This window comes from Variovorax sp. Root434 (genome assembly GCF_001426595.1).
Lineage (GTDB): Bacteria > Pseudomonadota > Gammaproteobacteria > Burkholderiales > Burkholderiaceae_C > Variovorax.
In genome coordinates, this window is the sequence record NZ_LMEK01000022.1 from 171129 (window position 1) to 193996 (window position 22868).

Genomic DNA, 22868 nt, shown 5'->3' on the forward strand with positions numbered 1-22868 from the left:
CCAACCTTCCCCCAGAGGGGGAAGGAGCAATTCGAAGGCGCCGCGCGCTCATGCTTCCATCCCCATGTACACCCGCCGCACCTCCGGGTCGTTCATCACCGCTCGCGGCGCGCCCTCGGCCAGCTTCTGCCCGAAGTTGATGACGAACAGCCGGTCCGCCAGCGACAGCAGCGCATGCACCACATGCTCGATCCAGATCATCGTCACGCCGCGCGCCTTGATGCGCTGGAGCTCGCCGACCAGCACCGCGGCCTCGGGCTCCGTCAGCCCGCCCGCGATCTCGTCGAGCAGCAGCAACTGCGGCCGCGTGGCCAGCGCGCGCGCCAGTTCCAGCCGCTTGCGGTCGAGCAGCGTCAGCCCACCCGCCTGCTTGTTCGCATGCGCCATCAGGCCCGTCTGATCCAGCACCTCGTGTGCGGTGTGCCACGCTTCGCGCTCCGTCTGCTGCCCACCGAAGCAGGCGGCGGTCACCAGGTTCTCGAACACGCTCATGTTGCCGAAGGGCTGCGGCACCTGGTAGCTGCGGCCGATGCCCGCATGGCAGCGCTGGTGCGGCTTCAGCCGTGTCACGTCGCGACCCGCGTACTCCACGCGCCCCGCGTCGACACGTACGTCGCCCGAGATCAGATTGAACAGCGTGGTCTTGCCCGCGCCGTTGGGCCCGAGAATGCCCAGCGTCTCGCCCTCGGTTACCGACAGCGTGATGTCGTCGGTGACCTTGAGCGCGCCGTAGGACTTGCTCACGGCATGCAGTGCCAGCAGCGTCATTGCATTCGCTCTTCAGAGCAGCCGCAGCTTGCCGCCGGTGGGAATGTTCGTCGCCGCCTCGTTGTTCACGATGGTCAGCTCCACCTTGTACTTGCTGCCCTTGCCCCACTGGCCGAGCACCAGCGGCGTCTTGCTGACGTTCCTGAACGGCCCCTGCCCGCCCCACTTCACCGGACCGACCACCGAGTTGATCGACGTCGACGCAACCGCGTCGCGCACGTCGGCAGCCTTCAGCGACTTCGCCCGCCCGAGCGCATTCGCCGCCACCTCGAACAGCGCGTGCGCGAAGCCGATGGGCTGCGTCCACTGCTTCTTCGTGCCGGCCTCGTAGGCATCGGCCAGTGCCTTCGCGCTTTGCTGCGTGAGGCTCGACGTGAACGGATGCGACGGGCTCCACCACACCTCGGTCGAGAGGCCGTCACCCAGGTCGCCCAGCGCCTCGATCGCGCCTGGGAACAGCAGCGCCTTGCCCAGCGTTATGACCTTCGGCTTGAAGCCCTGTTGCCGCGCCTGCGTGAGGAAGGTCTTGGCGTCGGGCGGAATCACCACGCCGGTGACGATCTCGACACCCTCCTTCTTGAAGGCCGCGATCTGCGCGCTGAAGTCCTGCGTGCCGTTCTGGAAGCGGCCGGGGTCGGTGAGCGTGAAGCCCATCTGCGCGAGCGGCTTCGGAAAGCCCAGCTCCTTGTCGCCCCATGCGTTGCCGTCGCCGTCGTTCGGGAACAGGCCGCCGACTTTCTTGTTGGTGGCGAGTGTCTTCCAGCCGTTGGTGAAGTTGGCGATGACGTCCTCCAGCCCCCAGAACATGTGGTACGTCCAGTTGAAGCCTTTGGCCGGATCGCCCTTGCGGCCGAAGAACCACGGCTGCCACGGCACCACGCTGGAAATGCAGGGCACCTCGTTGAGCTCGCAGGCATCGCTCACCGGGTTGGCGGTTTCAGGCGTTCCGGCGGTGAGCACCAGCGCCACCTTGTCCTTCAGGATCAGGTCGTTCGCCACCTCGCCCGCGCGGTTGGGGTTCGACTGGCTGTCCTTCAGCACGATCTGCACCGCGTACTTCTTGCCGCCGACCGTGATGCCGTCCTTGAAGGCGGTCTTCATCTGGTCGATGACCCATTTGTCGGCCTCGCCGAAAGGCGCGAGCGGGCCGGTCTGCGGCGAGACGTAGCCGATCTTGAGCGTGTCGGCCGCGAACACCAACGGGCTTGCGCCCGAGGCGACCAGCGCGGCCGTGGCCTGCGTGAACTGTCTGCGATTGAATGCCATGGTTGTCTCCGTCTCTTGTGTTTGTGTTGCCGCAACGACCGGGTCAGCGCACGAAGTGCGGCGGTATCTGCGCGTCGACGTTCACCCACACGCTCTTGACCTGCGTGTATTCGCGCATCGCATCGAACCCCATCTCGCGGCCGTAGCCGCTCTGGCCTACGCCGCCGAAGGGCGAGCCGGGATTCACGCGCTTGTAGCTGTTGATCCAGACCATGCCGGCGTGCAGGTCGCGCGCCACCTTGTGGGCGCGCTGCAGGTTGTTGGTCCACAGGCCGCTGCCCAGGCCGTAGTCGGTGCCATTGGCGATCTGCATCGCCTCCTCGTCGTTCTTGAAGGTGAGCACAGTGACGAAGGGGCCGAAGACTTCTTCCTGCGCAACACGGTCCCTGTACGACTTCGCACGCATCACGGTCGGCTCGACATAGCAGCCCTTCGCGAGATCGCCGCCGGGCGATTTGCCGCCAGCGAGCAGTTCACCGCCCTCGCCTTGCGCCACATCGACATAGCTCAGCACGCGCTCGCGATGCTGTGCGCTGGTGAGCGGGCCCATCTCCGTCGCGTCGTCCAGCGGGTTGCCGAGGCGGATGGACCTGGCGAGCGGAATGAACTGCTCAAGGAAGGCATCGGCGATCTTCTCGTGCAGCATCAGCCGCGAGCCCGCGATGCAGGCCTGCCCCTGGTTGTGGAAGATGGCCCAGGCGCTGCCATTGACGGCGGCCTGAAGGTTCGCGTCCTCGAACACGATGTTGGGCCCCTTGCCGCCGAGTTCGAGCTGCACCTTCTTCAGGTTGCCCGCGCTGGCCTGCACGATGCGCCGGCCCGTGGCGGTGCTGCCGGTGAAAGCGATCTTCGCGATCTCCGGATGCTCGGCGATGTACTGGCCCGCCACGCTGCCCAGGCCCGGCAGCATGTTGACCACGCCGGGCGGCAGGCCCGCATCGGCCATCAGTTCGGCGATGCGCAGCGAACTTAGCGGCGTGATCTCCGCCGGCTTCATCACGATGCAGTTGCCGGCCGCGAGCGCGGGCGCCATCTTCCAGCTCGTGAACATCAGCGGGAAATTCCACGGCACCACCTGGCCGACGATGCCGACCGGCTCGCGCAGCGTGTAGTTGAGGAAGCCTTCTTCGACCGGAATGGTTTCGCCCTGGAACTTGTCGGCCATGCCGCCGAAGTAGCGAAAGCACGCGGCGGTGCGCGGCACGTCGAGCCGGCGCGAATCGCGGATTGGGTGGCCGGTGTCGAGCGATTCGAGGCGCGCGAGTTCCTCGCCGCTGGCCTCGATGAGGTCGGCGAGCTTCAGCAGGATGCGGCCGCGGTCTGCGGCGGCCATGCGGCTCCATTTGGGGAAGGCGCGCTTCGCAGCCGCAACCGCTTTGTCGACGTCGGCCTTGCCGGCGAGCGCGACGTTGGCGATGGGCGTGTTGTCGTGCGGGTTGAGCGTGGCGAGGGTCTCGCCGGACTCGGCGTCGACGAAGCGGCCGTCGATGAAGAGCTGGTGGCGGATGATGGAGGCAGGCATGGGTTTCCTCTCCCTCCCCCGCTGGGGGAGGGTTGGGGTGGGGGCTTCTTCGAAGAGGGCGCGGGCTCGGAGAGCCCCCACCCCTGCCCTCCCCCAGAGGGGGAGGGAGTAATGCATCAGAACTGCACCGGAATCTCGGGCGACTCGCCCTTCTGGATCTCGTACACCAGGCTCGGCGACCCGTTCTCCCACACCAGCAACATCGAGCGCTTCGGGCTGAAGCCTTGGTGCCGGCAGTACGCAGGCATGGCCGCCATATCGCCGGCCTTCATGATCACGCGGGCCATCGGCCTGCCGGTGTTCTTGTCGCCGCAGTCCCAGTGGATCTCGTCGGTCATCTGGAAGAACCACTCGACGCGGTCGTTGCCATGGATGATCGGCAGGATGTGCTCCTCCGTCGTCGGGCACATGTAGCTGTGCTTCACCACCGAGGTGAAGCTCGGGTTCCACGTGACCTGCGAACGGCTCAGGAAGCCGAAGAGATTGAAGGCATGCACCTCGTTCTCGAAACCGGGCTCGGGGTGCAGCTCGGGCTGGCCCTGCGGCACGTCGGCAAAGGCGCGGTTGACCGGTGCGCCGCGTTCGTCGCTGCGCAGGTCAAGGTCGCCCTTCAGGCCCACGCAGCGCTTGGCCAGTTCGCGCGCCCTCGTGATCTTGGCGGTGTTGTTGCCCTTCTTGCGGCCGTAGGGCGAGCCGGTTTCCTGCGGCGCTGCGAACGGGTCGAAAGCCTCGTTGGTCCAGTCGTCGAGCATGGCCTCGAAGGTGGCGCGGATCTGCGCCGTGGGGAAGTTCTCGAGCAGGTCGATGCCCGCGTCCTTCATGGTGCCGTTGAAGCTGCCGGCGTACAGGTCGACCGACTCGTAGTGGTTGACGGTGCCGAACACGTCGTCGAAGTTGACCCAGCCGTAGAAGAAGCCCCAGGCCACGTCGCGCATCAGCGCGCGCAGGTAGCTGCCGGCGTCCATGGTGTGGCTCATCGGGCGGCCGTCGCGGGTCTTCCAGCCGATGTGCACGAAGTATTCATCGCGGTGAAAGCTGAAGCTGCCGAGCGAAAAGCCCTTGTAGCCGAGTGTGGCGTCGGGCTGCGACGCGATCACCTTGGCGAGTTCTGCGGGTGCGTTCATGGTGTGGCTCCTGTTCAATGGGTTTGGCAGATGTCGGCCCACTTTTCCACGGAGAGATCGCCCTTGCAGCTCTGCAGCACGATCACGCCCGGCTCGCCGGCACTGCGGAACTGGTAGGCGGTGTTCTTCGGCAGCAGGCCCTGGTGGCCGCGCGAGAGCTTCATCCAGCCCATCTTCCTGCCCTGCGGTTCGCCCTCGACCAGCACGGCGCCGTTCTTGTCCTTGTCGGCCACCGTCTGCGCGGCGTCGAGCTGCACCAGGTGCACTTCGACATCGCCGTCCATCACCAGCGCGAACTCGTCGTGCGCGCAGGTGTACCAGGGCGAAGTGCCTTCGGCGCGCAGCGTCTCCAGCACGTAGATCTGGTTCTGGCCGAACACGACCTTCTCGTAAGGCTTGCTGATGCTCGCGATCTCGAAGCAGTTGGAAAACGCGTAGTGGCGCACGTCGTCGTCGATCGGTTCGACGTGGCCCTTCTCGAAGTGCTTGAGCGACCCGAAGCGGGTTTGGTAGGCGGTTGCGGTCATGGCGGGGTGTCTCCTGTGATGAGCGAACTCTAGGAGTCAACCGGCGCCGCCGGTAGGGATCAGTTTGGAAGAGGATTATTCGGCGCTTCCGAATAATCGCTGGGGTTTACCCCCGTTCGGGCACCAGCCAGACCTAACCGCTGGTCCGGCTGAACTCGATGAGTTCCGACGGGATGAGCCCGCGCTCGATCAGCGCCGCGTCCCATGGCGGCACGCGCGTGAAGCGGGTGGCGATGTGCTCGATGAACAGGCGCAGTTTCAGCGCATTGCGCGAGGTGCCCGCATACACCGCGCTGAGCGAAAAGGACGACAGCTGGTGCTCGGCCAGCACCACGCACAGCTCGCCGCGCGCAATGGCATCGCCCGCCACCAGCGTCGGCAGGCAGACGATGCCCGCATGCTCCAGTGCATATTCGCGCAGCAGATGCACGCTGTTGGTCAGCAGCGCGGCGTTCAGGTAGATGGTGGTCTGCTCGCCCTGGTGGTGAAAAGTCCAGCGGTCGCGCGTGGGGTAGCCCGAATACAGGCCCAGCTTGTGGCGATGCAGCTCGCGCGGCGTGGCGGGCATGCCGTGCGCCTCGAGGTACGCCGGTGTGGCGCAAAGCACCCGCCGCACCGGAAACAGCGGCCGCGACACCAGCTCCTGCGAAGCCGCGGGAAAAATCTGCAGCGCACAGTCGACGCCGGCTTTCACCGGGTCGGCCACCGCATCGCTCACGATCAGTTCGAGGTGGATGTCGGGATAGGTCGTCTGGAACTCGCGCAGCAGCGAGGCAAAACGGCCCAGCACCATGCCCGTCAGCGCATGCACGCGCAGCGTGCCCGAGGGCGTGCCGCGCGCTTCGCGCATCTGGTCGACGATGCTCTCGGCACGCACGACCAGCTCCGTGCAGTCGCGCAGAAAGGCCTGGCCCATGTCGCTGAGGCGCACCACGCGCGTGCTGCGGTGGAACAGCGGCGCGCCCAGGAACTCTTCCAGCTGCTTGACCCGCGTGGTGACGACCGAGTTGGCCACGCGCAGTTGCCGAGCGGCTTCCGCGAAGCTCTGGGTCTGCGCGACGCGAACGAAGGTTTCAATACTTTGGAGACGGTCCACGGCCGCACTGTACTGCGCGAGCCCCGTGTTGCGGCCAGGTCGAAAGACCGTCATCACTGTGTCCGAAGGTTAACCACCACTTACAATGCCTGCCGCATCTCCCACCCCCTACGAGGTCTTGTCCGCAATGCCCAAGAGCCCCCGGCCGCGCGCCCGTTTCAGCTTCTCTCCCGCCGTTCGCGCCCTGTTCCTGGCCGCGGCAACCTGCGGCGCCATGCTGCCGGCACTGGCCGCCATCGAGCACGAGGAAGTCGACAAGCTCATGCAGGCCGGCAAGCTCGACGAGGCCATGACAAAAGCCGACGCCTTCCTCAAGGACAAGCCGCGCGACCCGCAGATGCGCTTCCTCAAGGGCGTGATCCAGCTCGACACCGGCAAGCGCGCAGAAGCCATCGCCGCCTTCACGCAGCTCACGCAAGATGCGCCCGAACTGCCAGAGCCGTACAACAACCTCGCTGTGATCTACGCGAGCCAGAACCAGTTCGACAAGGCACGCGGCGCGCTCGAAAGCGCGATCCGCACCAACCCCAGCTACGCCACCGCCCAGGAAAACCTCGGCGACGTGTATGCACGGCTTGCGAGCCAGGCCTACAGCAAGGCCCTGCAGCTCGACCAGAACAACACCGCCGTGCAGCCCAAGCTGGCGGTGATCCGCACGCTCTTCACGCCGACGCCGGTGGGTGGCAAGCCGACGGCCGTGGTCGCTTCGGCGGCGCAGGCACCGGCACCCGTGGCCAAGGCGCCTGCTCCCGCGCCAGCCCCTGCCGCGCCGCCGCCGGCCAAGGTCGCGGCCGCCCCTGCACCGGTGGCCGCCGCGCCCAAGGCGCCCGAGGCAACGCCGGCGCCCGCACCGGCGCCTGCGGCCAGCACCGCGTCCAATGCCGAAGTCGAGTCGGCCGTGCGCGCCTGGGCGTCGGCCTGGGCCGGTCAGGACATGGAGCGCTACCTCGCGGCCTACGGCCCCGACTTCGCACCCGCAGGCGGCCAGAGCCGCAAGAGCTGGGAAGAAGACCGCCGCGCCCGCATCGTCGGCAAGACGAGCATCAGCGTGAACATCGAGAACCTCGCGATCAAGGTCGACGGACAGACCGCGACCGCCAAGTTCCGCCAGATCTATCGCGCGGACAACCTCAACGTCTCGAGCCGCAAGACGCTGGACATGCAGCGCTCCGGCAATCATTGGCACATTCGCAAGGAAAGCGTCGGCGGCTAGTGGCAGACATCGTCCGGCACGGCCGGCTTCAGAATCCCCCGTTCCGTCTGCGCAGCGGACAGCTGCTTGCAGCCCTAGTGACCGCTTCCGCGCTGATGCTTGCAGCGCCCGGTGCGGCACTGGCGTCGAACAACACCAAGATCGGTAGCAGCGCCAAGGCCAAGGCCGCAACGGGCGGCCGCACCACGACCGCCGGCCGGTCTTCCGCCAAGGCACAGCCCAAAAGCAGGAAGGGCGCGGTTGCAGCAGAGGCCCGAACAGCTGGCGCCACGGCAAGGCCCGCACGAAAGCCCGCCTCCAATGCGGCCCCTATCCAGGAAGCCGGCAACGCCGAGGCACGCCTGATCGCGGTCTACGAAATGTTCGGCCGCGGCCAGGCCCGACCCGCGCTGGCCAAGGCCCGCGACCTGGTGCGCGACTATCCGAACTTCCAGCTCGCGCAACTCGTCTACGGCGACCTGCTCGCGGCGCAGGTGCCCCCGTCGAACGCGCTGCCCGACACCGCCAGCATCGCGAAGATGCGCGGCAACCCGGCCATGGCCGAGCTGCACGAGGAATCGAAGCGCCGCCTGCAGGCCCTGCGTGAGCGGCCGCCGGCCAACACCGTGCCGTCACAGTTCCTGGCGCTCTCCACCCGCAGCCGCTATGCCATTGCCGTCGACGCCTCGCGCTCGCGGCTGTACCTGTTCGAGAACTCGGACAAGGGCTTGAAGCTCACCGCCGACTACTACATCTCGGTCGGCAAGTCGGGCACCGACAAGGCCACCGAAGGCGATGCGCGCACTCCGCTTGGCGTGTACTACATCACCAGCAGCCTCGACCCGAAGTCGCTGAAGGACTTCTACGGCGCGGGCGCCCTGCCCATCAATTACCCCAACCCATACGACCTGCGGCGCGGCAAGACCGGCGGCGGCATCTGGCTGCACGGCACCCCGCCCCAGCAGTTCGCCCGGGCGCCGCTGGCGAGCGACGGCTGCGTGGTCATGGCCAATCCCGACCTGAAGCAGCTTTTGCGGAAAGTGCAGATTGGCGCCACCCCGGTGGTGACCGCGCGCAGCCTGCAATGGATATCGCAGCCGCAGGCGGAAAAAGAGTCGCAATCGATTACCGGCGCAATCAATGGCTGGAAAGATGCGCGAGCCAATGGAAATGAAGCGCAATTGAAGAAATTCTATTTGCCCGATTTCCAGCGCAGCAGCAAGAAATCCACCGAAGGAATTTCAGCTGTCGACGAAGAAGTGAAATACGCGCAGGGCAAGCGCGTGCAGCTCAAGGACATGTCTTACCTCCACTGGCGGGACGGTGACGACACCATGATTGTTACCTTCGGCGAAGTGTTCGAAGGCGAAAAGAGTGGACGCTCACGGCGCCAGTACTGGTTACGCCAGGGTACCGACTGGAAGCTGTTTCACGAAGAAATCCTGGGCTGAGGCCCGGTCGAAGCCCTCCCGGCGGCGAGGCAACCTCGCAATCTCGTGACTTTTTGCTCACCAGATAGGCCTTTTTTCAATGTTACATCTGGCCCGTTGGGAACCCGCGCTACGTAACACGTAACGCGTTTGTTCCCGTAACGTTTCCTATTCGCGCGTTCCCGGCGACGTAACGACGCATCCCATCTTTATGGGAGGTGACATGTGTCGTACAGAGGGAAATATTCGTTTCCAAACTGTCAATCGGTTGAGCAGGCCGTTTCTGATTCCGGCCGGCAGGCGGCTGGCCGCCATCCTGCTTTATCTCTCTCGCTCAGTACTCATTAGACAAAAGTACTATCTACTTCCCTGTTGATACACAGAGTTACGCTGTATAACATTGACCTGCAAGTCTTTGTTAACACTCCTGGAAAGGGAAATCATGCTTGGATCTATTGCTCGTTTTTTGCGCGATGAAGAAGGTGCTACCGCAATTGAATATGGAATTATTGCGGGACTGATGGCAATCATCTTGATCGGAATCTTTTCCGAAACATCCGGCATCGGCAAGGCGCTGATCGATATGTTTTCGTACATCGGAGGCAAGCTTCCGACCAAGGATTGATTTGCGCGCGGATTCCGTCCTGTTGATCTGGTTGGCCTTGATTGCCGTCCATGACTTCCGCAGGCGCACTGTTCCCAACTGGCTCGTGTTGGCGGGCGCCGCGGCGGCGCTCGCACAACTCATCCTTGAGCATCAGCCCGTGGGCCTGGGCTGGACGGAAGCACTGCTTGGCTTCGCCGCCGGATTCGGCGCACTCCTGCTTTTCTATGCCACAGGCGTCATGGGAGCGGGCGACGTGAAGTTCGCTGGCGCTCTCGGTCTATGGGTTGGCCCCATGGCACTCCTTCCCATCTGGATCGGCGGCAGTCTGCTCGCCGCCCTCCACGGCATTCTTTGGCTGGCGCTGCTGCGCTGGCCCGTGCTTCCCCGGCTCGCGTTGATGCTTGCGCACCAACGCTCTGCTGCCGACGGCATGGCGCCGTCCGGACGCCGGCCTCGTGTTGTTCCCTATGCAGCCTATCTGGCGCTCGCCACCGCTGTATGGCTGATCTGGGGGCGACAGAGTTGATCGCACACATGGCGGCGAAGCCGCCAGTCGTCGATTTTCCGGTTGCGCACATTCCTTCTTCTAAATGCCGCCCATGATCCATCTCACCAAGATAGTCGCCGCCATCCTCGTGCTGCTTGCCATTGCGCTCGGCGGCTATGCATGGATGCTCAGCAGGCAGGCTCCCCCTGCAAAAGCAGCCACCGCTCCGGTAGCCGCGCCAGCAAAGGCGCCGGTGGTAATGATGTATGCGGTGGTGGTCGCATCGAAGCCCTTGCCGGCAGGACAAGCCATTTCCGCCGACGCGATTCGCGTCGAGCGCCTGCCCATCAACCCCGCGGGCGCGTTCCAGGAAACGACGGATGCCATCGGACGTGTGCCGGTGATGGACCTTGGCGAAGGCACTCCGCTGCTTCAAGGCCAGCTCGTTTCGGGACTCGCATTGCGCGTGGCGGAGGGCGAACGTGCGGTGGCGGTCAAGGCCGACGAGCTCATGGGCGTCGGAAACAAGGTCCAGCCAGGCGACTTCGTCGATGTCTTCGTGATGTTCAAGTCGGACAACAAGGACGTCGATCGGAGCCAGGCGCGGCTGCTGCTCGCACGCAAGCGCGTGCTGGCATTCGGCAGTGCCTCCGTCGACGGTTTGCCACCCAAGGGGGCGGACGGCAAGGCCGGAACGGCACAGCCGCAGGCGCAACGCACGGAAGCGGCGAGAACCGCTGTTCTGGCGGTCGCGGTCGACGAGATCAATCGCCTGACGGTGGGCGAATCCAGTGGGCGGCTGTTGCTGGCGCTGCGCAATCCGACCGACTCGGCCGAGCCCGATCCCAAGCTCTTCGCAGAACTTCCGACCGCATTGCAACCCGCGCCGGCCAAGCCCGGCGCGCCGCGTCGAGCCCCGCTCGAAGGGCTGGACAAGGCTCAAGCAGGCTTGACCGCGGTGGATTTCGTTTCTGGCGGCACGACCGACAACACCCGCCGCGCGAACGCAGTGGCACGCAATGCGCCGGCCGGAAACGCAATCTCCCGCAGCGGCCCACCGACCGCGCGGGGAGGCACCGAAGTTGAAGTGATCCGCGGCGAGCGAAGCGAAACCATGCGCTATTGATCGGCCAAAGCAATGACCGTCCAAGTTCAAGAAAGAAGACACATGCCGCATTCGCCCTGCCAGTTCACAAGGAATCGGCGGCCTCCATTTCGCCTTGCGCTCGTCGCGCTGTGCCTGGTCTCGTTCGGTATCGTGCCGCCCGCTTCGCAGGCAGCTGGCCCGGAGACAAAGACACCTCCCGCGCGGCAGCCCATTGCGCTCGTGATGCAGGCGGGAACCCAGCAGGAACTGCTGGTCGACAAGGGCATCGATCGCATGGCCATCGCCGACGAGGCGGTGGTGGGCGTCACGCTGACCCGCAAGGCCGCGGGATCGGCCGGCGCACGCCTCATCATGACGGGTAAGGCGGCAGGACGCACGACCTTGATGGTTTGGGAAAAGGGCAGCACAGCAGCCACCACGTATGCCGTGGAAGTCCGTCGCCGCGCGGCGGTGCTGACCGGCTCCACCGACAGTCTCCCCGCGCACCAGCAGGCCACGGACATCGCCCTTTCAAGCGCCGATGAGAAGACCGCGCTGCAGGACCGGTCGGTCGTGAACGTCCGCAGCCACACCGTCCAGGTCGAAGTCAAGGTCGTCGAGTTCAGCCGGAGCGTGTTGAAGGAAGCGGGATTCAACCTTTCCTCCTATGGTCCCAACAGCCATGGCTTCAGCTTCAGCAACACCACGCCGGGCGGCGTTCTGGCGGATGCGTTCAGTCTTGCCTTGGGCTTTGGCAATGCCAACAAGGGCCGCGGCATGAAGCTGACGCTGAACCTGCTCGAAGGCAACGGCCTCGCGCGAGTGCTTGCAGAGCCGACGCTGGTGGCCATGTCGGGCCAGAGCGCAAGCTTCCTTGCTGGTGGGGAGTTGCCGATTCCAGTACCGCAAAGCCTTGGGGCAACGACCATCGAGTACAAGCCTTTCGGCATCGGCCTGTCGGTGACTCCTACGGTCCTGTCGAACGACCGCATCGTCCTGAAGGTCGCTCCGGAGGCGAGCGACCTCGACTACACCAACGCCCTGAGCATCGACGGCGTCGCGGTTCCCGCGATCACGACGCGCCGCGCGGACACGACCGTCGAGCTCGGCGATGGCGAGAGCTTCGTCATCGGCGGTCTGGTGAGCCGCACCACGTCGTCCAACGTCGACAAGGTGCCGCTGCTCGGCGACATCCCCGTTCTCGGCTCCTTCTTCAGGCAGAACAAGTACCAGATGAGCGAGAAGGAGTTGGTGATCATGGTGACGCCGCGTCTGGTCAAGCCGATCGCACGCAACACCGATCTCGACCCGTTCCTGCCGGGCACCGCCGAACAACGCGACGGCGCGGTGTGGCGCTCGATCTTCCTGGGCGGCGCAGCCAACACCGCGCTTCCCGGCTTCTCGCGTTGAAGAAACACCAGCATGAACGCCAGAAATGCTGACCTCATGAACGCACCACGCGACAGCATTCCCGAAACAGGCGCGGAAACCTACCTGTTCGCATCGAGCAACGGCGGCCACATCACGTGGTTGACCGATGCGCTCGGGCGGGTGGGCTCCGTGGTCGTGCTTGCTCCGGACGCGAAGTCGATCGACGAGCGCATCGCCCTGCTCGGCCCGGCCGCGATATTCATCGACTTCTCATCCGACCAGGTGACCGGTGCGAGCCAGCTTCACCAGCGCCTGAGGAGGGACTGGCCCGCCTTGCCAGTGCTTGCCATGGGAACGTCCACGGAGCCCGCCGCGATGCTTGCGGCACTGCGCGCAGGTGTCGACGATTTCGTCGACGTCGCGGCGGCGCCGACCGAGGCAGTGACCACATTGAAAACACTGCTCGAGCGCCGCAGCAGCTTGCAAGGAGGCACCCGCGGCAGCACCCTCGCGCTGCTCGGCGCGCGTGCCGGGCTGGGAGTGACCACGCTTGCGACCAGCCTGGCCCTGATGCTGCACACCCAGTTGTCCAACGCGCCTGCAAGACCGCAATCGCGCGCAACGCGACACGGCGTGGCCTTGCTCGATCTCGGTCTTCCTGCGCGCGACGGCTTGCTTTACCTGGACACCCAGAGCGGCTTCAGCTTCGTCGACGGCGTGCGCAACCTGCGGCGCCTGGACCAGACGCTGCTGCACACGGCCCTTGCCCATCACACCAGCGGCGTCGCCGTGCTGCCGCTGCCCGCGAGCCTTTCGCAGGTGCGCGAAATCTCGCACGCCGATTCCGTCGCGCTGATCAAGCGACTCTCCGACTTCTTCGACTTCCAGATCGCAGACCTCGGCGGCTTTTCGACCGTCGACTTCATCGCTCAAACCCTGCGCGAAGCACAGCAGACCTGGGTCGTGTGCGACCAGAGCATCGGCGCCATCGTCTCCACTGCCAACCTGCTGAAGGAGCTCCGCGCGCGAGGCATCGAGACCGAGCATCTTTCCCTGGTCGTGAACAAGTTCGACAGTCATGTCGGCCTGTCGGCGAAGGACATTGCCGAACGTCTCGAATTGCCGCTTCTGCACGTGCTGCCTGCGCGCAGCGCTGCGCTGCTGGCCGCGGCAAGCCGCGGGGAAATGCTGGTACGCACTGCGCGCAGCGATCCCTACTCCCAAGCCGTCACGGGCCTCGCTCGAAGCCTTCATCAGCAGTACATGTCCGTGTCGGGCCAACCGCCGGCCAAAGATCAGCGCTGGGTTGCACTGATGTCGCAAATCACCGGGCTCTGGAAGAGTTCAAACGAAAGTTGAGCCAATGTCCACCGATATCGAATTTGCCGACGACGATCAGGCATTCATCAATTCGCAGCAGTTCCAGGACATCAAAAGCTGGACGCACGACCATCTGCTCAGCCGCATCGAGGAGCTCGGCGCGGAATTCGGCCGCTGGTCGCGCGCATCGATCCAGCAGTTCGTCGAACTGGAAGTCGACAGCTTCGTACGGTTGCGGCGGGTGCCGATCAACGACCGCGAGATGCAGCTCATCTCCGATGCGCTCACCAAGGAGCTGGCGGGATTCGGGCCGCTGGAAGACCTGCTCAACGATCCCGCGGTGGAAGACATCCTCATCAACGGGCACACGAACGTTTACGTATCGCGCAATGGCGTGCTCGAACGCGAGACGCTGCGCTTCGCCGACACCGAGCACGTGATGCGCATCGTGCGCCGCATCCTCGCCCCGCTGGGCCGCCGGCTCGACGAAGCCAACCCGATGGTCGACGCGCGGCTGCCCGACGGGGGACGCATCAACGTCATCATCGAACCCCTCGCCATCGACGGGCTTTCAGTATCGATCCGGAAATTCCGCAAGGAGCCGCTCACACCGGCAGACCTGGTCAAGCTCGGTACCTTCGACGCAGGCATGGCCCAGTTGCTCGAGATCGCCGTGCGCGCGCGCTGCAACATTCTTGTCAGCGGCGGCACGAGCTCCGGCAAGACCTCGCTGCTCAACGCCCTCGCGAGCTTCATTCCGCCCGCCGAACGGGTGATCACGATCGAAGACACCGCGGAACTCTCGCTCGGCCACACCCATGTGGTGCGCCTCGAAAGCCGCCCCGGCGGCTTCGACGGCACCGGCGTGGTTTCGATCCGCGACCTGCTGCGCAACAGCCTGCGCATGCGGCCGGATCGCATCATCGTCGGCGAAGTCCGGGGCGCCGAGGTGATCGAGATGCTGCAGGCGATGAACACCGGCCACGAAGGCTCGATGGGCACCATCCACGCCAGTTCCCCGCGCGAATGCCTCTACCGTCTCGAGATGCTCGCGGGCTTTGCGGGCTACCAGGGCAGCGAAGTGAGCTTGCGCCGCCAGATTGCCAACGCCATCGATTTCATCGTGCAGATCGGGCGCATGTCGGGCGGTCAGCGGCGCATCGTCTCGCTGAGCGAAATCACAGGCGTCAACGACAACGTCGTGGCGATGCAGGAGCTCTACCGCTACGACCCGATCGTGTCCTCCGACGGTGAAGAACGCGACCGGTGGATATCCCTCGGCATCGCGCCTCACTCGCCCAAGATCACCCGCTTCCGTCAGATGATGACGCGTGCGCAAGGGGATCGCCGTGGATGAGATCCTGCTGGGCATGGCGTGCCTTGCGCTGCTGCTCGCGGCGGCAGGCATCCTGCTTTGGCAATGGGCGCGCGGGCGCCAGGAGCGGCGAGCCGCCTATCGCCATCTGGCACAGCAACTCGAGGCCAAGGCCGTGGCTGTCGCCGTGGAAGCTTCGCTGTCGGCTTCGCCGCGCGCCTCGTTCATCGACACGCCTGGCAGCGGCATCGCGGCAGACCCGTGGATGAATGCCGGCGGCGAGCCGCCGCCGGTACCGACGAACAAGGCACGCCTGCAGGCGCTGTTGCCCTCCTGGCTGGAAGGCGCCGTTTCGATACAGGCAATTGCGCTGGGCGCGTTGGTGATCGTGGTCCTGAGCGCGGCGGCCGGCCTGTTCGCCGGCTGGATCAGCGCCACTGGGACCTTCGTCGTGCTGCTGGCCTTGTCGCTGTTCGGGCTGTGGCTGCGCCTTCAGAAGTTTCGCCGCCAACTGATCGGACAGCTTCCCGCATTCATCGATTCGATGGTGCGCCTCATTACCATCGGCAACTCCACGCAGGCCGCGTTTCAACTGGCGATTTCATCCACGCAGGCGCCGCTGCAAAACTATCTCGAGCGCGCGGCCAACCTGGTGCGCGCCGGTGTGGACCTCGACCGTGCGCTGCACCAGACGGCGGCCAGCGTGCGCGTCGAGGAGATGTATCTCCTGGCATCCATCCTCGGGCTGGGCGTGCGCTACGGCGGGCGCGCAGACCTGCTGCTGGAGCGCGTTGCGAACTTCATGCGCGACCGGGAGCAAGCCCAGCACGAACTCGTCGCAATGTCGGCCGAAACGCGGCTGTCGGCGTGGATCCTCGGTCTCCTTCCATTGGGCGTGGGCGGCTTCATCATCATTTCCAACCCGGGCTACTTCCTGCGGATGTGGCACGACTCCACTGGCCAGATGATGATCTTCGGCGCGGTGGGCCTGCAGCTGCTTGGCACCGTTTTACTCTATCGCCTGGCGAGGTTGACATGACGTTCACTCCCACGCAGCTCGCCGCATGGAGCCTCGCGCTGCTGGCGCTCGGTCTTTGCACCGCGGCGGCGGGCCTGCTGGTCAACGAGGGGCGGCGCGCCCGGCGCGGCAAGGCCATCGGCCGCGCACTCCATCGCGACGATGCGGTCGTCTCGCCGGTCGTCGATGGCCTGTCGGAAGTCGAGGCCGCAAGGCGCGCCGATGCCGACCTCCCGCTGCATTGGCTCAACACCCGGATCGGCAAGGCCCTGGTGGCCGACGAAGACCGGCGGTTGATCGACCAGTGCGGATTTTCCTCGGCGCGGGCGCAGCTCGTCTTTCTGGTCACACGGCTCGCGCTGGCCATTCTGTTGCCCACGCTGGCACTGCTGTTCTGGCCCGGAGCGATCTCGACGAGAAAGCTCACCATCATTGCGGCGTCGGCCATCGGCATCGGCTTCATGGTCCCGAAGTGGCTGCTCGGCCGGCTGGCCGCCAAACGGCGCGAACGCGTGGCGCATGAGCTGCCGCTCTTCATCGATCTCCTGCGGCTTCTTCAGGGTGTGGGATTGAGCCTCGACCAGAGCCTGCAGATCATGGCCAACGACTTCTCGCACGTCATGCCGGTACTGGGCTACGAGCTGAATCTCGCCAACAGCCAATACAGCCGCGGCCGCACACGCGAGCATTCGCTGGCACGCCTGGGCACATTGCATGCCAACGACAACCTCGCGGGCATGGTTTCCCTGCTCGTGCAGGTCGATCGCCACGGCGGCGCCGTCCAGGAACCCCTGCGCGTATTCAGCGACCGGTTGCGCGAACACCGCAAGTCGGAGATGAAAGCGCGCATCGGCAAGATCACCGTGAAGATGACCGGTGTGATGGTCAGCACGCTCCTGCCGGCGCTCGTGATCGTGACCGCCGGCCCAGGCTTCATCGCCATCATCCGTTCACTGGGAGCCATGTCCAAATGAACATCGCCTTGCATGACTCGAAGTGCGCCTGCGCGCTACTTGCGGCCCTGATGATGCTGGCCGGCTGCGGCGGGCCCAAGGGCCTGTATCCGGCTGCGGCCGATGCGCAACAGCGGATGGCCGCAGAGGCTGCCGCGACGCAAAAGAATGCGGCGAACATCGACACCGCCGCAACGTACATGAAACTCGTCGAGCAGATGCAGACGGACGGCCTGTGGTTCGCCTCGCTTGCACACATCGATGCACTCGAGCAGCGCTGGGGTGCTTCTCCTGATTCGAGCCGCATGCGCGCCGACGCGCTGCGCCAGACGGGCGAGACTGCAGGCAGCGAAGCAGCTTACAAGCGCCTGATCGGCACGCCGCTGGAGGGCGCCGGCTACCACGGCCTCGGACTGCTGGCGGGCGGGCGCGGCGACTATCCCGCAGCCGTTACGCTGCTGAAGGAAGCGCAACGCCGCAATCCGACCGATGCCGTGCTCCTGAGCGACCTGGGTTACGCCAACCTGCGCGCGGGGCTCGTCGCGCAGGCGCGCCTGCCATTGATGCAGGCACTGCAACTGCGCTCCGACAACCCCCAGGCACAAGCCAACCTTGCGCTGTACCTCGAAGTCACTCAGCAAAGAGCGCAAGCCGACGCGCTGATGGAAGCGCACCGCATGTCGCCCGCGACGCGCGAAGCGATTCGCGAGAGTGCACGGCAACTGGGCAGTGCGCCGCTCGCTGCCGTGCAGCCGCTCCCCCGGGCGGCGACCATGGGGACATCGATCTTCGACGACAGCACCACGCCGCTCAAGCTCAAGGCGGCGCGCTGGCCCGGCATGGGCGGCCAGCAGGCCAACGCAGGCGCAATGACTTCCCGCAGTTCGATCTCACGAGGCACAGAATGAAGAACCCTTTTTCCCGCCTGAGGGCCGCCGGGCCGATGATCGGCCTTTCTCTCTCCCTGGCCGCCGCCATCGCCTCTGCACAGAACGCGCCCGCACAAGACGGCACAGCCAAGGCCGCACCGCAGGAAGATGCCGAGTACGAGAAAGCACCGCCCCTGCAAGTTGGCGATGCCGCGACGAGCCTGCTCGCAAGGCAGCGAGACGGCAGCTTCGCATCGCCCACGGCGCGCCCCATTGCGGGTGATGTCGCGCGCCGAAGCTATGAGCGCTATCTGAAAAGTTTCGAATTCCCGATTCCCGAACGCCTGAACTCGACGGTCAAAACCGGCAGTAGCGCGGGCGGCGGCAAGTAGCCGCCGGGCTTCGCTTTTCGAACGACGACACACCATGAGGCTCTCGCGCTCCCGGACGAATCCGCGTACCCAACGTGGCGTCTATGCGCTCGAGTTCGCCATCGCGTTCCTGCTCTTCTTCACCCTGCTCTACGCCATCATCTGCTATGGCGTTCTCTTCGCCATCCGCTTCGGATTACAGAATGCCGCCGAGGACGGTGCACGGGCAGCGCTTCGGTATCCGGTCGGCACGACCACCAGAGCGGCCAAGGCGCACGACGTCGCGCGCGACCAGGCCAGCGGCCTGCTGCCTGTCGCGCCCACCGTGGATGCGAAGATCTGCCAGGTGGCCAGCAACGATTGCTCGGCTACCCGCGTGTGCAGCATCCTCTGGGAACAGCGGTGCCAGATCGTGGTCACGATCACCGCATCGGGCCTCAAGGACATGCTGCCGCCGCTGCCCGCTTTTGCCGTGCCCGACACCCTGGTTGCCAAGGCGAGCATGCTGCTCGACGGGAGAACACCATGACGAAGCGCATCGCAACGGCTGAACGGCTCCGGTCCGCTGCCGGCCACCGATGCCGCCAGCGTGGCATTGCAGCGATCGAGTTCGCGTTCGTCTTCACTTTTCTGTTCCTGGCCATCTACGGCATCGCTACGTTCGGGGCGGTCCTGTACGTCCAGCAGACCGTGTCGCGAGCCGCCGAAGACGGCGCACGCGCGCTATCGCAGCCTTCCATGATGGGTCTTTCAGATGACGCCCTGCGCAGGCAGAGGGTCCAGGACGCTATCCACGAATCCCTGGCGGGATCGCTGGTCGTGCCGGAAGCCAGCAGTGCAGACATGGCGAGCCGCCTAGGCTGGATCAAGAGCCACGTGAACGTGAATGTGGTGTGGACGGGTGCAGGCGGCTCCGCGCCTGCCACCGGAGCGGTCGTGACCGTGGCCTATCCCTACAGCGCCAACCGCCTGCTGCCTACGCTGCCTCTTCTGGACACCAGCCGCTGGATGCCGGACACGCTGACGGGCCGGACAACCGCCGTGCTTCCGTCGTGAAAGGCACACCATGAGACAAGCATCGAAATCATCTCGGCAACGGTATCGCGGATCGATCATGGTCAATACGGCCATCGCGATGAGCCTGATACTGATCGTTCTGATCGGTACGGAACTCGGCTACCTGTTCTTCATGAAGAGGGAGCTTCAAAAGACGGTCGACCTAGCCGCACTGGCAGGCGCCCAGGCACTCAAGCCGTCCGTATGCGGCGTTGCTCAGCAGGCTGCAAAGGACAACGCCGCAAAGAACTTTCCGGTCGGCATCGACCCGCTGACGGACGCCGAGGTGGTATGCGGCAACTGGGACCCGGTGTTTCGCGCCCCTCCGCTTTACTTCGGCGCGCCGAATGCCGGGGAAAAGTTGAATGCAGTGCGCGTTTCCATCACGCGGAGCCCTTCGATGCTGCCGCTCTCGTTCACCGGAAACGCCCAGCATTCGATCGTCGTTTCTGCCATCGCCTACCAGTCGATTCCGCAGGCGGTGCTCAGCATCCGGAGCACGCTGCTTTCCGTCAACTCGACCCAGTCCGCGCTGCTGGACACGGTCTTCGGAAAGCTCCTGGGCGGCAACGTGGCCCTCACGGCGGTCGGCTGGCAAGGTCTCGTGACCACGCAGATCAACCTGCTGTCATTCCTGGATGCCATCGCGCTTCAGGTCGGCCTGCAGGCCGGTCAGTACGAGCAGGTGCTCAACTCGAACGTTACCGCTGGAAAGATGCTGAAGGCGCTGGCCACGGTTCTCGAGAAAAACGGTGGGCTGACGGGGGTGGCGCTTAGCGGCTTCAACGACATGGCCGGGCTGACGACACAGGTTTCCAATGCCCAGCTCAGCGTTGCCGAGATTCTCGGGGTTGCCACGGGTACGCCCAGCAGCGCACTGGACCTCAATCTGCAGGCCTTCCAGCTGACGCAGGCCTTTGTTCAGTTGGCCAATAGCCAGAATGCAGTGTCCCTCAGCGCCCCGTCGAACCTGCTTGGCCTCGCCAACGTGGTCACCACCGTCAAAGTCATCGAACCGCCGCAAACCTCGGCCATCGGAAACCCCGAATTGGCCATGCTGGACCCCTTGGGGGAAAACGGCATTCGCGTTCGGACGGCACAGGTGCGTGCTTTGATATCGGTGGACTTCACGACCGCACTGAGCGGCGTTGCCAACCTGGCCAACGAGGTCTTCAAACTGACGCAGCCCGTGACCGATCTGCTCAACAGCCTTCTTCACCTGGATCTGATTGGCGCATTGAGCAACGTGCTGTGCATCGATTGTGAGAAAAAAATGACCGACCTTCGGCTGGTGTCATCGCCATTTCGCATCGACATCAACCTGGACGTGGCGGCCGGCAAGGCCCGCGTCGACAAGTACAGCTGTCCAGTGAACGGCAGCAAGACACTCTCCGTCATCGCCGACACCTCAGCCGCCACCCTGCGCGTGGGGAAGATCGGCAACAGCGCCGCAGATGCCGCAGCCCAAGCCTTCGCCAGCAAGGATCCGCCTAACGTGGAGCCCGTTCCCCTGGTTGATATCGGTTCGATGACAGTCAAGAGGACCTGCATCGCATTTATTTGCACCAACTACCAATGGAAAAAGGGGAACACCTGGGTCCCTGACAACCAGAAGAGTACAGCTGACCGCGAAGCCTTCGCGGGAGGCGGTATCGGCCTGATGACCAACACCCCTGTCCTCGGTTCGAACGACACGCTGGAATTCGCAGCGCCGGTGGATGCCAACCTGCCCGACATCTCCGCAACTCAGATACCCACACCTTACCAACCCGTCGTCGCCAGCAACCTCGTCGGAGGCCTGAGTCAGACCTTGGCGCAAATCGACATCCATATGTACAAGCCGTCGGTCGACAGCGCCTTAGGCGACCTCCTTGTGGGCGTGGGAAACACCATCGACGTGGCCGTCGGTTTGCTTCGGCAGGCGATCTCCGCGGTTCTCTCGCCTCTCATCGACCCCTTGGTGAACACCCTGCTCACTGCGCTCGGCATCGATCTCGCAAAGACCGAAGTTGGAGCACGGCTGTCGTGTCAGGGCGGCGCACAACTGGTTTATTGAATCGATTCTCATGAGTTCCCCCAACTTCGACGAACTCGACCTCTTTGTCTGGGAAGGCAAAGCCGACATCCTCGACCGCATCGCGCGGTGCATGGCGAGCTTCGACGTGGAGGTTGTCAGGGCCGACGGCATGCCGCCTCCGCCGCAGGACCGCGGCACGGCGCTGCGCCCGTCAGTGGCGATCATCAGCGTCACCGTCATCGACAGCGGCGGGCTGGCGCATGCGACCGAGCTGCTGCAGGGCATGCCGGTGATCTGGGTCGCCGCAGGTTCGCGCGAGCGCGATTCGCGCACCTATCCGCCCGAGTACCTGCACGTGCTGCCCTACGACTTCACCTGCGCCGAGCTGCGCACGATGGTCGCGAAGCTGGTGCGGCAGCTGCGCGCGCGCGAAGTGGCGCCGCAGGCGCCCGACGTGCTGGTTGCGCACTCGGAGGCGATGAAGGCGCTGCTGGCCGAGGTGGGCGCCTTTGCCGACTGCAACCACAGCGTGCTGGTGCGCGGCGAAACGGGCGTGGGCAAGGAGCGCATCGCGCAGCAGCTGCACCTCGGGCACCAGCACTACAGCAAGGGCGCGTTCGTGGCGGTGAACTGCGGCGCGATTCCCGACGGGCTTTTCGAGTCGCTGTTCTTCGGCCACACCAAGGGCTCGTTCACGGGCGCGGTGCACGCGCACCGCGGCTACTTCGAGCAGGCCACGGGCGGCACGCTGTTTCTCGACGAGATCGGCGATCTGCCGCGCTACCAGCAGGTGAAGCTGCTGCGCGTGCTGGAAGACAGCGCGGTCACGCGACTCGGCGCGACGGCGCCGGTGCGGGTCGACTTCCGACTGGTGGCGGCGACCAACCGCAACCTGCGCGAGATGGTGGCGAGCGGCGAGTTTCGCGCCGACCTGTTCTACCGGCTCGCGGTGATCGAGCTGCACGTGCCCAGCCTCGAGGAGCGCGGCGAGGTCGACAAGATCGCGATCTTCAAGGCGCTGCTGGGCAACGTGCTCGGCGACGAGCTCGAAACGCTCGGCGAAACGCCGCACTGGCTCAGCGATGCGGTGGCCGAGACCTACTTTCCAGGCAACGTGCGGCAGCTGCGCAACCTTGCGGAGCGCGTGGGCGTGATCGCGCGGCAACTGCACGGCTGGGACCAGAACCTGATCCAGCGCGCGATTGCGCTCACGCGCGGCACGCCGGCACCGGCGACTCCGAGCGAGCGCAACGGCATGGGCAACGGCAACGGCTCGCTCGATGGGAGCGGCGACCGCAAGGGCTGGAACAGCAGCGAGCGCAACCGCATCATCGCGGCGCTGGAGATCAACGACTGGAAGCGCCAGGACACCGCGCAGCACCTGGGCATCAGCCGCAAGGTGCTGTGGGAGAAGATGCGCAAGTACCAGATTCTCGACGGCGAGCCAGGCATCCCAGAGGACGCCTGATCTC

General features: G+C 65.1%; 22 protein-coding genes. 16 read left to right on the plus strand and 6 right to left on the minus strand.

Annotated elements, in window-relative coordinates:
- Positions 1-48: 48 nt before the first annotated feature.
- The 6 genes from ASD05_RS18350 to ASD05_RS18375 form a co-directional block, all read right to left on the minus strand.
- Positions 49-768: an ABC transporter ATP-binding protein gene (locus ASD05_RS18350; RefSeq protein WP_056595289.1), complete on the minus strand. Its 720-nt coding sequence runs from the start codon at positions 766-768 to the stop codon at positions 49-51.
- A 12-nt stretch (positions 769-780) separates the two neighbouring features.
- Positions 781-2034 (minus strand): ABC transporter substrate-binding protein, encoded by a 1254-nt coding sequence (locus tag ASD05_RS18355; protein WP_056595291.1) that lies wholly within the window; start codon positions 2032-2034, stop codon positions 781-783.
- Positions 2035-2077: 43 nt separating this feature from the next.
- Positions 2078-3541: an aldehyde dehydrogenase family protein gene (locus tag ASD05_RS18360; RefSeq protein ID WP_056595874.1), complete on the minus strand. Its 1464-nt coding sequence runs from the start codon at positions 3539-3541 to the stop codon at positions 2078-2080.
- A 131-nt stretch (positions 3542-3672) separates the two neighbouring features.
- Entirely contained in the window at positions 3673-4680 is a 1008-nt protein-coding gene (locus tag ASD05_RS18365; protein ID WP_056595293.1) for a hypothetical protein, read from the minus strand.
- Between the two features lie 14 nt (positions 4681-4694).
- Complete coding sequence (locus ASD05_RS18370) at positions 4695-5207, minus strand: hypothetical protein (protein ID WP_056595295.1); 513 nt, start codon at positions 5205-5207, stop codon at positions 4695-4697.
- A gap of 133 nt (positions 5208-5340) precedes the next feature.
- Positions 5341-6303 carry a LysR family transcriptional regulator gene (locus ASD05_RS18375; RefSeq protein WP_056595877.1) on the minus strand — a complete coding sequence of 321 codons (963 nt, stop codon included), beginning with the start codon at positions 6301-6303 and terminating at the stop codon, positions 5341-5343.
- A 127-nt stretch (positions 6304-6430) separates the two neighbouring features.
- Between ASD05_RS18375 and ASD05_RS18380 the strand changes: the two genes are divergently transcribed.
- The 16 genes from ASD05_RS18380 to ASD05_RS18455 all read left to right on the plus strand — a co-directional run bounded on the left by ASD05_RS18380 (position 6431) and on the right by ASD05_RS18455 (position 22864).
- Entirely contained in the window at positions 6431-7516 is a 1086-nt protein-coding gene (locus tag ASD05_RS18380) for a nuclear transport factor 2 family protein (protein WP_056595296.1), read from the plus strand.
- Positions 7483-8946: a L,D-transpeptidase family protein gene (locus ASD05_RS18385; RefSeq protein WP_056595297.1), complete on the plus strand. Its 1464-nt coding sequence runs from the start codon at positions 7483-7485 to the stop codon at positions 8944-8946. Before ASD05_RS18380 ends, ASD05_RS18385 begins: the two co-directional genes overlap by 34 nt.
- Before the next feature lie 421 nt (positions 8947-9367).
- Positions 9368-9550 (plus strand): Flp family type IVb pilin, encoded by a 183-nt coding sequence (locus tag ASD05_RS18390; RefSeq protein ID WP_056595880.1) that lies wholly within the window; start codon positions 9368-9370, stop codon positions 9548-9550.
- Position 9551: 1 nt separating this feature from the next.
- Positions 9552-10058, plus strand: a complete 507-nt coding sequence (locus ASD05_RS18395; protein ID WP_200955456.1) for a prepilin peptidase — start codon at positions 9552-9554, stop codon at positions 10056-10058.
- 73 nt (positions 10059-10131) lie between these two features.
- Positions 10132-11145, plus strand: coding sequence for a Flp pilus assembly protein CpaB (cpaB, locus tag ASD05_RS18400; RefSeq protein ID WP_056595298.1), 1014 nt, complete (start codon positions 10132-10134; stop codon positions 11143-11145).
- Between the two features lie 42 nt (positions 11146-11187).
- Positions 11188-12516, plus strand: coding sequence for a type II and III secretion system protein family protein (locus tag ASD05_RS18405; protein WP_056595299.1), 1329 nt, complete (start codon positions 11188-11190; stop codon positions 12514-12516).
- 36 nt (positions 12517-12552) lie between these two features.
- A complete protein-coding gene (locus ASD05_RS18410) occupies positions 12553-13836 on the plus strand; it encodes a response regulator (protein ID WP_056595886.1) in 1284 nt (427 codons plus the stop codon).
- Between the two features lie 4 nt (positions 13837-13840).
- Positions 13841-15154: a CpaF family protein gene (locus tag ASD05_RS18415; RefSeq protein WP_056595300.1), complete on the plus strand. Its 1314-nt coding sequence runs from the start codon at positions 13841-13843 to the stop codon at positions 15152-15154.
- Positions 15147-16151, plus strand: coding sequence for a type II secretion system F family protein (locus ASD05_RS18420; protein ID WP_056595889.1), 1005 nt, complete (start codon positions 15147-15149; stop codon positions 16149-16151). The genes ASD05_RS18415 and ASD05_RS18420 overlap by 8 nt, the downstream gene beginning before the upstream one ends.
- Positions 16148-17104 (plus strand): type II secretion system F family protein, encoded by a 957-nt coding sequence (locus tag ASD05_RS18425; RefSeq protein WP_056595301.1) that lies wholly within the window; start codon positions 16148-16150, stop codon positions 17102-17104. Before ASD05_RS18420 ends, ASD05_RS18425 begins: the two co-directional genes overlap by 4 nt.
- A complete protein-coding gene (locus tag ASD05_RS18430; RefSeq protein WP_056595303.1) occupies positions 17101-17991 on the plus strand; it encodes a hypothetical protein in 891 nt (296 codons plus the stop codon). The genes ASD05_RS18425 and ASD05_RS18430 overlap by 4 nt, the downstream gene beginning before the upstream one ends.
- Positions 17988-18344, plus strand: coding sequence for a DUF3613 domain-containing protein (locus ASD05_RS18435; protein ID WP_056595305.1), 357 nt, complete (start codon positions 17988-17990; stop codon positions 18342-18344). Before ASD05_RS18430 ends, ASD05_RS18435 begins: the two co-directional genes overlap by 4 nt.
- 34 nt (positions 18345-18378) lie before the next feature.
- Positions 18379-18852, plus strand: a complete 474-nt coding sequence (locus ASD05_RS18440) for a TadE/TadG family type IV pilus assembly protein (RefSeq protein ID WP_056595307.1) — start codon at positions 18379-18381, stop codon at positions 18850-18852.
- On the plus strand, positions 18849-19379 hold the full coding sequence (locus tag ASD05_RS18445; RefSeq protein ID WP_082572140.1) for a TadE family protein: 531 nt from the start codon (positions 18849-18851) through the stop codon (positions 19377-19379). Before ASD05_RS18440 ends, ASD05_RS18445 begins: the two co-directional genes overlap by 4 nt.
- A 10-nt stretch (positions 19380-19389) precedes the next feature.
- On the plus strand, positions 19390-21435 hold the full coding sequence (locus tag ASD05_RS18450; protein ID WP_082572141.1) for a TadG family pilus assembly protein: 2046 nt from the start codon (positions 19390-19392) through the stop codon (positions 21433-21435).
- 10 nt (positions 21436-21445) lie between these two features.
- The gene (locus ASD05_RS18455) at positions 21446-22864 is read left to right on the plus strand and encodes a sigma 54-interacting transcriptional regulator (RefSeq protein ID WP_056595312.1); all 1419 of its coding nucleotides are present in this window, start codon (positions 21446-21448) and stop codon (positions 22862-22864) included.
- Positions 22865-22868 lie beyond the last annotated feature (4 nt).